6 protein-coding genes are annotated in these 12436 nt (G+C 58.5%); all 6 read left to right on the top strand.

Annotated features, from left to right (window positions below):
- Positions 1 to 18: 18 nt before the first annotated feature.
- Positions 19 to 2250: a GEVED domain-containing protein gene (locus tag AC5FXY_RS20815; protein WP_493558652.1), complete on the top strand. Its 2232-nt coding sequence runs from the start codon at positions 19 to 21 to the stop codon at positions 2248 to 2250.
- Positions 2251 to 2324: 74 nt separating this feature from the next.
- Entirely contained in the window at positions 2325 to 7529 is a 5205-nt protein-coding gene (locus AC5FXY_RS20810; protein WP_493558651.1) for a T9SS type B sorting domain-containing protein, read from the top strand.
- Positions 7530 to 7728: 199 nt separating this feature from the next.
- The gene (gene rlmD / locus AC5FXY_RS20805) at positions 7729 to 9141 is read left to right on the top strand and encodes a 23S rRNA (uracil(1939)-C(5))-methyltransferase RlmD (RefSeq protein WP_493558674.1); all 1413 of its coding nucleotides are present in this window, start codon (positions 7729 to 7731) and stop codon (positions 9139 to 9141) included.
- A 732-nt stretch (positions 9142 to 9873) separates the two neighbouring features.
- Positions 9874 to 10116 carry a hypothetical protein gene (locus AC5FXY_RS20800; protein ID WP_493558650.1) on the top strand — a complete coding sequence of 81 codons (243 nt, stop codon included), beginning with the start codon at positions 9874 to 9876 and terminating at the stop codon, positions 10114 to 10116.
- 772 nt (positions 10117 to 10888) lie between these two features.
- On the top strand, positions 10889 to 11974 hold the full coding sequence (locus AC5FXY_RS20795) for an alpha/beta fold hydrolase (RefSeq protein WP_493558649.1): 1086 nt from the start codon (positions 10889 to 10891) through the stop codon (positions 11972 to 11974).
- A gap of 102 nt (positions 11975 to 12076) precedes the next feature.
- A partial coding sequence (locus AC5FXY_RS20790) for a hypothetical protein (RefSeq protein ID WP_493558648.1) occupies positions 12077 to 12436 on the top strand: 360 nt, incomplete at its 3' end.

Here is a 12436-nt window from a genome sequence, read left to right as displayed (position 1 = left end):
AACATTAGCGGGCTTCTTATGAGCAAAATTTACTCCCTGCGGCGCTGGGCGCCGGCTTTTGTACTGCCCTTGTTGTTGCTGACTGCGCAGGCCGTGCAGGCGCAATGCCCCACGGCCACCAGCCTATGCACCCCGGGTTCGGCACCGGCGTCGTCTTATGCCTTTAACATGGGCATCCTGAACGTTACGCTGGGCTCCATCAACAACACCTCGCCGGGAGTCCAAGATGGCTACCGCGATTATTCCTGCACCGTGGGCACGACTTTGGTGGTCGGACAGGATTATCCCATTCAGGTGCGCACCAACGCTGCGGCCGACGAGCACGTGCGGGTGTGGCTGGACCTGAACAACGACGGGCAGTTTAATCCCACTCCCCTAGCCAGCGGCGGCGAGCTGATTTTCAGCGCCACCGGTCGGGGCGTACAGACGGGAACGGTACGCATCGGGGCGGGGGCTACCTTGGGCACCTCGCTAAGGCTGCGCGTGGCTGCCGATTATGTGAATGCTCAAGTGCCTACCCCCTGCTCTACGCCGCAGTACTCACAAACCGAGGATTACCGCGTAACGCTGCAAGCCAATGCGCAGCCCCCGGTGGCGGCTTTCGTAGCCGATCAGACCCGCACTTGCTCCGGCTGCGTGCAGTTTACGGACCAGACGCAGAACGGCCCAACTAGTTGGCTGTGGGACTTTGGCGACGGCACCACCAGCACCCAGCAGAACCCGCGCAAGTGCTACACGGCTCCGGGTACTTTCACTGTTTCACTCACGGCTACCAACGCCGCCGGCCCCAACACCAGCACGCGCTCCAACTACATTACTTACAACAACCAAGTACCCATAGCCGCTAGCTGTACCCCCGCCACTACCAATTATTGCTGCGGCTACGGTATCACGCAGGTGCAGCTAGGCACGCTCAACAACACCTCCGCCAATGGTCAGGCGGGCTATCAGGATTTTACCTGCTCGGGGCAAGTGTCGCTTACGGAAGGCAACCGCTACCCGCTGTCCATTGTCACCGGCGTCAATAACCAAGATACCCGGGTGTGGCTGGACCTGAACAACGACGGGCAGTTTACCCCCAACGAAATGCTGCTGGAACTGCTCAACCGGGTTTCTCCAGTAAACGGCTCCTTGCTGATTCCAGCCACGGCTGTCAAAAACGTGCCGCTACGACTGCGCATCGCCTCCGATTTCGTGGGCTCAGGGTTTGGTGCGTGCTCGAACCTACAATTTGGCCAAGCCGAAGACTATACCGTGACGGTGCTGGCTAACACGCAGCCGCCCATTGCAGACTTCACGTCGAACTACAGCAACACTTGCTCGAACCCGGTGCAGTTTCAGGATCAAAGCCAGAATGCTCCTACGAGCTGGCTGTGGAATTTTGGTGACGGTACTACTTCCACCCAGCAGAACCCGACCCATACCTACACCACGTCAGGGGTATATTCGGTGACGCTTACCGCCACCAACTCTTTCGGTAACACGGTGGCAACCAAACAGGCATACATTGCCCTGACGGTGCCTTGCGTGCAATACTGCGCTTCCACTGGCACCAACCAATCCGTATGGATTACGAACGTGACCGTGAGTGGTGGCTCGCTTACGTCCCCCTTTGTCAGCAACTCAAATGTCGATGCCGGTGGGTATGGTAACTACACCAGCCGGATAATTCAATTGCGGCCGGGACTAAGCTACACCTTGAGCGTGGCGGCCGCCGGTAACTTCAACCGATCCACCAGCGTGTGGATCGACTACAACCGCAATGGCTTCTTTGAAGCCTCGGAACTGGTGCTTAACGGTACCACTAACACCAATATCAGCGGCTCTATTGCAGTGCCTAGCCAGCCCAGCGTGATTGGATTTACCCGCATGCGGGTGCTGGTGCGCCTGAATGCGAATCAGCCTAATGCATGCCTGCAAAACCAGCTGAACGCCGAAACCGAAGACTATTCGGTAAATATATCACCGGCTACGGCGGCGGCTACGTCGCGCGAGTTGGCCAGCCTGGAAGTATATCCAAACCCGACCCCGGATGGTCGCCTACAGCTGCGGCTACCCGATGGCCCGGCCGGCACCTATGCCGTGACGGTGGAAAACATGCTAGGGGCAGTGGTACACCGCGCCGACGTGCGCCTAATGCCCACTGCGCCAGCCAGCGTTGCCATCAATGCGCTTCCCCCGGGCTTGTACATTCTCCGGCTTGCCGGACCGGGTGGCGTGCGGACAACTCACCGCATCGTGCGCAACTAATTGGCGTTGCTTCTGCCCCACCGTCTGGCTAGCTAAGACGGTGGGGCCTTTTTCTGCCTTTTTCTTCTCTCAATATGTTAAAACTATTACTCCGATTCGGGGCAATGTGGGTACTGCTTGCATTGCTCGGAGCTCCAGCGGCGCAAGCCACTCACCTTTTGGGGGGCGAGATGAATTACCGCTACCTCGATGCCAACGGGCCGGCGGCGGCACCGTTCCGGTATCAGCTGACGGTTATTGTATATGTCAACCGCGACAGCCCAGCCACCCCCAACGGCCAGGGGCGCCCAGACATTGACGTATCTTTCTACAACAAGTCGCAAAACGGCGCCCGCATTCAGCTGACCGGCATCAACAGCCCGTTTGCTGTGGGCGGCATCTTGCGCATTCCGCGCACCAGCTTTGCTTTTATCACGCCGCCCCAGCCGGGTGGGTGTTCCATTCCCGGTGGCAACGTGCCGGTGACTATGGTGAAGTATATCGCGACGGTCAACCTGCCGGTGTCGTTTGATGGCTACTATGCCATGTACACCGACCTGGCCCGCAACGTGGACGTGACCAACCTGCTGAACTCAGGCAACACGAACATGACGCTGTACACGGAAATGGCCCCGCCACTGATTCCGAACGTCTCCCCTGTTTTCTCTGACACGGCCGTAGTGGTCGTGTGCCAGGGCGATACCAGCATCGTAATCAACAATGCTTTTGATGCCGATGGCGACCGGCTGATCTATTCGTTCGGCACTCCTTACCAGGGGACTCCCCCTCCGGCAGTGTTTACGCCTCCCCCGGCGCCCGTTAATTACCAGAATACTTACAGCCTGGCGCAGCCCTTCGGGCCCGGGCCGGGCAGCTACGCAGCCCTGAATGCCAGCACCGGCATAGCGCGCTACGCAGCACCGGCAAATGGCAAGTACGTGGTGGCCATTGACGTAAAAGAGTACCGCAACATCAACGGCAGGGAAGTACTGGTGGGCACCACCCGGCGCGATGTGCAGCTAGTAGCCCGCACCTGTACGCCCAATATCAGTCCGCAATTCACCGCAGCCACCCTTGCGCAGCGCATCTTCACCGTGCAAGAAGGCCAGGCGCTCAACTTCAACCTGGCGGCAACCGATGCCGATGGCAACCCCATCAACCTGCGCGTAAACTCCGCGTTGCTCGATGGTGTGGGCGGCTTCAATGCCACTTTTGCCGGCCAAGCCGGCACCGTGGCGCCTGGCTCCGGTACTGGTACAGTTACCATCACCGGAACTGGCGGCAGCGTGACTGGGCAGTTCAGCTTTACTCCGCGCTGCGGCGACGGCCGTCCTACGCCCTACGACGTGGCCGTAACGGCCACCGACGTGGCCTGTGGAGCCAAGACGGTAGCCGAAGTATTCCAGATTTTTGTAACCAAAGCCGCGGCACCCACGGCGCTGGCTGGCGACACAGTTATTTGTGACGCGTCGCAGGTACGCACGTACACAGCCTCTGGCCCAGCGCCGGCTGGCGGGTACAGTTGGCGGGTGCAGGGTGGCAGCATCCAAGGTGCTGCCACCGGTTCATCGGTGCAAGTGCTCTGGACCAATTCGGGGCAAGGACGCGTTACCGTGCGCAACGTTTCGGCTTTTGGCTGCCAAAGTGACTCGGTTAGCAAAACCATTAGTATTCGTCCGGCCAGCACTTTGGCCGTAACGGCTTCAGCGGCGTCTATTTGCGTGGGTCAGTCATCGACCCTTACGGCCAGCGGCGGAACTACTTACACCTGGACGAACGGGACGCAAACCTTCACGGGAGCCAGCATCACCGTTACGCCGACGCAGACCACCACCTACACAGTGACTTCCAGCGACGGGATCTGCACCACTTCGCGCCAGCTGACGGTGACGGTAAACCAACTGGCCGTTGCTAATGCCGGTGCCAACCGGGCGGTGTGTTCGGGCGAAGCTACCACGCTCGGCACGGCTGCCCTGACAGGCTATACTTATCAGTGGGCACCGGCTACCGGGCTGAACAACGCCACGACTGCCCAGCCCACGCTACTGCTGACCAATACCACTGGTGCTGCTCAGACGCTGACCTACATGGTGACGGCTACGACGGCGCAAGGCTGTTCGGCCACCAGCCAAGTGACCATCACCCTGAACCCGGCTGCCCGCGCCGAGGCCGGCATTGACCGCGCTTTCTGCTCGGGCGGCTCAGCAACACTGGGTAATGCTAACTCGGGTGTTGCAGGCAGCACTTACCAGTGGAGCCCATCTACCGGCCTAAGCAGCACCACGGTATTGAACCCGACGGTAACGCTTACCAATACTAGCTCGGCGCCCACCAACACCGATTATATCCTGACGGTAACCACTGCCCAAGGCTGCGTTGGTCGCGACACGGTGCGCGTCACCGTAAACCCGGCTGCCATTGCCAACGCCGGCACCAACCAAGCAACTTGCTCGGGCAGCCAGATTACGTTGGGCACAGCAGCGCTGGCCGGCTACACGTATCAATGGGTACCCGCCACCGGCTTGAGCAGTGCTACGGCTGCTCAGCCCACGCTGCTGCTGACCAACACGACCGGCGCTCCGCAAACGCTCCTTTATACAGTAACTGCTACCACGCCCCAGGGCTGTTCGGCTACCAGTCAGGTAACCATCACCCTGAACCCGGCTGCCACGGCGCTAGCCGGCACCGATGCTACCATTTGCTCGGGTGGCACGACCCAGCTCGGCGCCTCCAGCGTAGCAGGCTATACGTATCAGTGGAGCCCGGCCACCGGCCTGACCAGTGCTACCGTGGCGCAGCCCAACGTGTCGCTGACCAACACTGGTATTTCCCCCATTGTACAGACTTATGTACTGACTGCCACCAACGCGCAGGGCTGCTTTGCCCGGGATACCGTGCGGGTGACGATCAATCCGGCAGCTATTGCCAATGCCGGCGGCGCCCGGGCCGTGTGCTCCGGCGAGTCGACCACGCTTGGGTCGGCGGCGCTGGCGGGCTATACCTACCAGTGGGTCCCGGCCACCAGCTTGAGCAACGCTACCGCCGCTCAACCAATTTTTACCCAAACATTGGCTGCGGGCTCAGCTCCTCAGACGCTGACTTACACCGTGACGGCCACCACAGCCCAGGGCTGCTCGGCCACCAGCCAGGTAACGATTACCCTGAACCCGGCCGCCACGGCGCAGGCTGGCCCCGATGCAACGATCTGCTCGGGCAAATCAACTCGCCTGGGCTCGGCGGCGCTGGCGGGCTACACCTACCAGTGGGCACCGGCCACCGGCCTGAGCAGTGCTACGGCGGCCCAGCCCTTGGTGACGGCTACTACCGGCAGTACCGCCACTACCCTACGCTACGTGCTGACGGCCACCACGGCCCAGGGCTGCCTGGCCCGCGACACCGTGTTTGTGTTGGTAAACCCACGGCCCGAGCTCGACAGCATTCAAGGCAGCGCCTCGGTATGCCCCACGGTGCAGGGCGTGGCGTACAGCATCCGCAACCCGCGCGGCACGGCTTATCAGTGGCTTGTAACTGGCGGCACCATTGCCAGCGGCCAGGGCACGGCCGCGGTTACCATCAACTGGGGCACGGCCAGCAACACGGCCACGGTGAAGGCATTCCGCCTGAACCAGTTCGGCTGCTCTTCTGATACGGTGGTGTTCCCCGTTCGCATCAACCAAGTGCTGGCGACCCAACGGCCTACCGGCCCGCTCAGCGTGTGCCAGGGCAACGGTCCTTTCACGTATCAGATTCCGAACCCCACCAACGGCTCTACTTACGGCTGGCAGATCATAGGGGGCACGCAGGTGAGCACCGGCAATGGCTCGATAGTACTCAACTGGAACGCCCCCGGCATCGGCAAGATTGTGGTAACGGAATCGAGCAACCCGGCTGGTGGACGCTGCCTCGGCACTTCCGATACGCTGTACGTAACGGTACGCCCCACCCCGGCAGCCCTGCCGATTACGGGCCCACAACGCATATGCGCGGGTGCCGGCACGGTTAATTTCGCGGTACCGAGCGTGGCTTCACCCACTTACCTATGGACGGTGCAGGCAGGCTCGGGCGCTCCTATTACATTGCCTTCGGCAAGCGCCGTAGCTCCGTTTACAGTTCCGACCAACGTAACCGCGCCAGTCGTTTATACGGTGACGGTGCGCCACACCAATGCCCAAGGTTGTGACAGCCCGATTTCTACCCGGCAGTTTACAGTAGTGCCGCAGTTGACTGCGGCATCGGTCACGGGGCCGCGTAGCGTATGCCCAGGCTCTTTCAGCGACCTGAGCTACTCGCTGGCTGGCACAAGCGGCAGCACTTATCAGTGGACGGTAGTAGGCGGCACGGTTACCAGCGGCCAAGGCTCGGCCAGCGTGCAGGTTGACTTCCTGCCGACGGCCACCACGCGCAGCGTATCGGTAAGCGAAACCTCGGCCGTGGGCTGCGCCGCCACCGTCAACGTGGTGTTCGACGACGCTACCGTAGCCCTGCGCACGGCTTCGGTAGACCTGCAGGATGACCGTAAAATCACATTGGCGCTGAACGTGCCCAACAACACGAACAACGCCAACCAGGTGCGCATTCTGCGCCGCGATGCCGGCAGTACCGCTGCCTTCACGCAGGTAGCCACTGCCGCCAATACGGCCACCACCTTCACCGATGCCACCGTGGATGCGGATGCCAAGGCTTACGATTACCGACTGGAGCTGACTAATGCCTGCGGCACGGTACTAAACAGCGTGAATCATACCACCATGCGCCTGGAAGTGACTAGCTCCCAGCCCGGTCAGGGCCGCACCGAAGGTACCGTTACGCTGCGCTGGAACGCCTACGCAGGCTTCCCGGCCACGTACGAAGTCTACCGCACTGCCGATGGTGGCCAGCTGCAGCGCATAGCAGCTACCGTTACCTCGCCAAGTGCGGGTGTCTTCTCGGCCACATTTGCCAGCAGCGCGGCGGGCTTCAACCAAGGTTTCCGCATCAAGGCTACCAGCGTCGATAACTCGGCCAATCCGCCCTTCGCATGGTCGAACCAAGCCGAGGTGGCCTTCGAGAACAAGCTGGAGTTCTACAACGTGATTACGCCCAACGGCGACGGCCGCAACGACGTGTTCTTCATTCGCAACGTGGAGCTCTACCCCGGCAATACCTTCACAGTGTTTAACCGCTGGGGCCGCGAGGTGTACAAAACGACCAATTACCGCAACACCTGGGGCGCCGAGAACCAGGCCGACGGGGTATACTACTTTGAGTTCAAGCAAGCCAATGGCCCGGTGACCAAAGGATGGTTTGAGGTGACGCGATAAGGGTACTTCTCGTGAACAAAAAGCCGCTCGGGTCCGCCCGAGCGGCTTTTTTATTTAACGCCCATTAGCAAGGCCGGCTGATTAAAGCAGAAAATCGAATACGGGCCTCTGATTTAGATCTTAAAGATGGCTAAGGCTATGCTTAGGCACAAGACTAAAGGAGCGGTTTCCGCCGTACCTTTGCCCCGTGAATCCTGTAATGCCCAACCCGAAGAAAATCCCCGCGGAGGACCTCCGCGAAGTGGTGATACAAGATATGGTAGCTGAAGGCAAATGCCTGGTGCGCCATAATAACCTGGTCATTTTCGTGTCGGGAGTAGCGCCCGGCGACGTGGTCGACCTGCGCATCACCAAGTCGAAGAAAAGCTTTTTGGAAGCTGTGCCCGTGCACTTCCATAAGTACTCCGAGCTGCGCGTGCAGCCCTTCTGCCTGCACTTTGGCACCTGCGGCGGCTGCAAGTGGCAGCACCTGGGCTACGAAACCCAGCTGATGTACAAGCAGCAGCAGGTAGCCGATACTTTGCAACGCATCGGGAAGGTGGAGCTGCCCGAAATCATGCCCATCCTTGGCTCGAAGGAAACCACCTACTACCGCAACAAGCTGGAGTACACCTTCAGCTACAACGGCTGGCTGACCTCCGAGCAGATTGCCGACGAAACCCAGCAGTACGACCGCCGCGTGCTGGGCTACCACCTCCCCTCGCGCTTCGACAAGATCATCGACATTCAGCACTGCTGGCTGCAGCCCGATCCGTCGAACCAGATTCGCTTGGCCTTCCGCGACTACGCGCGCCAGAACAACCTGCGCTTCGGCAACCTTATCAAGCACACCGGGCTGCTGCGCACGCTCACCATCCGTACCGCCAAGAGCACCGGCGAACTGATGGTGGTGGCCATGTTCTACCGCCAGCACCAGATGATACCCGTAATTCTGGACCACCTGCTGGAGCTGTTTCCGGAAGTCACGTCGATGAACTACGTGCTCAACGACAAGGGCAACGACTCGCTGGAAGGCCTGGAAGTGGTGTGCTACAAAGGCCAGCCCTACATCCACGAGGAAATGGAGGGCCTGCGGTTCCGCGTGGGGCCGAAGTCGTTTTACCAGACCAATTCCGAACAAGCCTACGAGCTGTACAAGATTGCCCGCGACTTCGCCGGCCTCACCGGCTCGGAGCTGGTGTATGACCTTTACACCGGTGCCGGCACCATTGCCAACTTCGTGGCCAAGCAGGCCCGCGAGGTAATTGGCGTGGAGTACGTGGAGCAGGCCATCGAAGACGCGAAGCTGAACTCGGAAATCAATGGCGTGACGAACACCAAGTTCTTCGCCGGCGATATGAAGGACGTACTCACCAAGGACTTCACCGACGAGCACGGACGCCCCGACGTCATCATCACCGACCCGCCCCGCGCCGGCATGCACGTGGACGTGGTAAACCGCCTCATTGAGTTGCGCGCCCCGCGCATCGTGTACGTGAGCTGCAATCCCGCCACCCAGGCCCGCGACCTGGAGCTGCTCGCCGATACCTACCGCGTGACGCGGGTGCAGCCGGTGGATATGTTCCCGCACACCCACCACGTGGAGAACGTGGTGCTGCTGGAGTTGAAGTAAAAGCCAATCTTAACAATACTTGCTGGGCTTCGTGAACCGGAATGGCTACAGCTCACCGGCTGCTTGCTAAGCCAGATTCATGAAGCCCGGCTTTTTATTAGGTGTTGCTATATGTCGCTTAACGATATCTGGGTACACATTCCGAATGGTGGAAATACAGAACGGCGTTATTTAACCAACAATATTGAACGAGCGAGAGAGGAGAAGCACAATTATACCCTTAAGTCTTACCGCGAGGTCTATTCGGATGTGTCTCATTTTCACTGCGAAGTTTGCTGGAGGGTCATAGCAGATGAAAACAATGTAGACACGGACCCGAGCGGCTACCACTCAAACGATACCTGGGTTTGCCAGCAGTGTTTTGTGCTGTTCATCGAGCCAGAAGCCTACGTAGAGTCCATCAACAAATTGGAGGTAGTGCCGAGACCGAAATAATGACATAGCTACATACCGCATTACGGAAGCTGATTTTACATTCAGTCATAGCTTTTGGTGCTGCGTCACCCAAGCCCGCGACCTAGAGCTGCTCGCCGACACCTACCAAGTAACTCGCGTGCAGCCAGTGAATATATTTCCGCACACCTACCACGTGGAGAACGTGGTATTTAATTAGAAGTAATGATAGTCTTCTGGCGTTGCCTCAACGTTATTTATTACCACTATTATAACAGTGAGCGGGAGCGTAGCACTGCTTATTTTATGACGGCAGTCTTCGTGACTTTCATAATTACAATGCTCATTCTGGATGTTCAGGTGCTTGCCCCTGGACTCAGGAAAGGCCTTATTGACTGGCTATTTTTTGCTTCCTGGCTAGTCCCCGGAGCAATTTTCGCCCTCTACAAATCAAAAATAAAACAACGATTATCGACGGTGATAATCTCTGATGAGCAAAGCAAGTGGTATGGGTGGGGCGTATTTGGTTTCATTGTTCTTGAGTTCTTGTTACTGCTCCCAGGAGTTGGACCCAAACCATAGCACCTAAAGGTGGCTCTTATAAAGAGCTGAGTTTATGCCTTGATCTGAATAGATCCGCCTCATTGACCGAATTCAAAGCAGCAAGTAAGTATCAAAATATTACCATGCGGCTCGTATATCTTCTCTTTCTTCTTTCATATGTGCGCTTCGGCTTTGCACAAAGCTCAGTGAAGGAAATATTATTGAAAGACTTTACCGAAAGCAGAAGAGGACTCTATCATCAGAACTGGTATGCAGCTGACACTGCTAATATCAGCACTAGAGATACAATCGCATTTCACAACAAGCCTGGTTACTACCTAGAACTAAAAGGGATTTGCAAGTTTCTGGATTGGTCTTTCACTTCAAAGACGACAATTAGCCAGTCCTCTTACTTTCGCTGCACCGGACATAGTTACCATGTCTTAGCTTTAAGTGGAAGTGGAGTTTATAGCTTTAAGTTAAAAGATGTTTCTAATAGGACTTACTTGAAACTCACCGATTACAAGAACCGGATAAGTTGGTTTGAGGTGTTTCGATCAGTAGAGTATGATCTTCATAATGTTGGTTACCCGATAATGACTTTGGTCCGCTTGAAACACAAGCCAGCTAAAATTTCAAACTGATCATTTGCAGTATTAACCCAGAAGCCCGGACTCCTCACCACAGGTGCCCGGGCTTTTTCTTGTGAACTTCCGACTAGCACTGCATCAACCCCTCCAGTCAACTGGCGTACACGAAAACCATGCTTCCAAGCCGCACGAAGCACCGGTCACTTCAAGCTGTTACTGCCATGTCCAAGCGCCAAAACGCCTCCAACCGCACTCCGCACGTTCTACTAGCTGGTGCCGCCGCCGCGGCTGCACTACTCATGCCCCGCCGCAACCGCTGGCGCTGGGCCTTGGCAGCGGCAGCGGGCTGGCAGTTCGTAGAAGCGCTGCGCAGCAAGCCCGAAGCAGTGCCTTCTCGCTCGGCTGCCGAGCCGGAGGCCGCGCCCGAAACCGTACGTACCGCCCGCGTCGATGGGCTGCAGATGCGCTGGGAAGAGCATGGCGACCCCACTGCTGAGCTGACGGTGGTATTCGTGCACGGCGTGCCCACGCACCCGCGGCTGTGGCGCTACGTGATTCCGCAGGTGCTGCGCCCCGGCGTACGCTGCCTGGCGTGGGAAATGGTGGGCTACGGCTGGTCGATGGGCCAAGGCCTGGGGCGCAACATCTCGGTGGCCCGGCAGGCCGAATACCTATACCTCTGGCTACAGCACCTCGGCATCGAGCGGGCTGTGCTGGTCGGGCACGACCTGGGCGGCGGCGTGGTGCAGCGCATGGCGGTGCTATACCCGCAGGTGTGCGCCGGCCTGATGCTCACCGACTGCGTAGCCTACGACAACTGGCCGGTGCCGCCCATCATCGCCGCCCGTCAGCTAAGCGGCCTCATCGATAAAACACCCCCGGCCCTATTTAAGCGCTGGCTGCGGCGCGGCCTCGAAGCCTTGGGCGACAAACACGGCTCGATTCGCCGTGCTTCTGCCCGCCTACACGCCGCTCCCTACGGCCAGCCTTTTGGCCCGGCCGCCTTCGCCGATCAAGTTCGCAGCATAAATAATCTCGACACGCTGAACTTGGCTTCGGAGCTACCCACTGTCAACCTCCCGGCCCGTGTGGTGTGGGGCGAAAGCGACATGCTCACCGTGGAATCGGGCCAACGTCTCGCGGCCGACCTGAAAGCGCCGTTCACGCTTATTCGCGGCGCCAAGCACTTCACGCCTGAAGACCATTCCGTAGAAGTGGCGCAAGCCATTAATGAAGTGCTAAACGAGGTAACCGCAGCGGCGCCCGCCACCGAAGCCACGCCGCCTCTGCCCTTCCGGGCATTCTGATGCTTGTGTTACCCGGCCTATCTTTGGTGCTCCTTTCCAACGCCCGTTCAGATCAGCTGAATGATTTGTGGGCGAGTAGATGATTGATTGTATTGCTCCCTTATGGACTACGCCAACGACCCCGAACTGAGCGGCAAATACCTCGGCACCATCACCAAGGACTTTGCCGTGGTATCAGACACGCTTAAGGAAGCGTCCTACCAAATCCGCAAGCGCGACATTTCCAAGCACCCAATTTTCGTCTTCGCGCGTCTGCCCGTGCCCTTTGGGTCCCTGCTCATTTCACCCGACGAGATGGACACTGAATGGTACGTGCTGGCCTCCTACCTCGATATTTTCGTGCAGCAAGGCGTGATTTCGCCCGAGCACATCGAAGATTTCGCGGCCGCTTACAAAGACCCCGACGAGTTTTGCTGCCTGTTCGTGGTTGATGGCGAGTTTACGAAGTTCGTTTTCGTGCCC

The sequence above is a fragment of the Hymenobacter sp. FMD4 genome (assembly GCF_058932745.1).
Note: the sequence above shows the minus strand (reverse complement) of the source record. Positions and strands in the feature narration are given on the sequence as shown.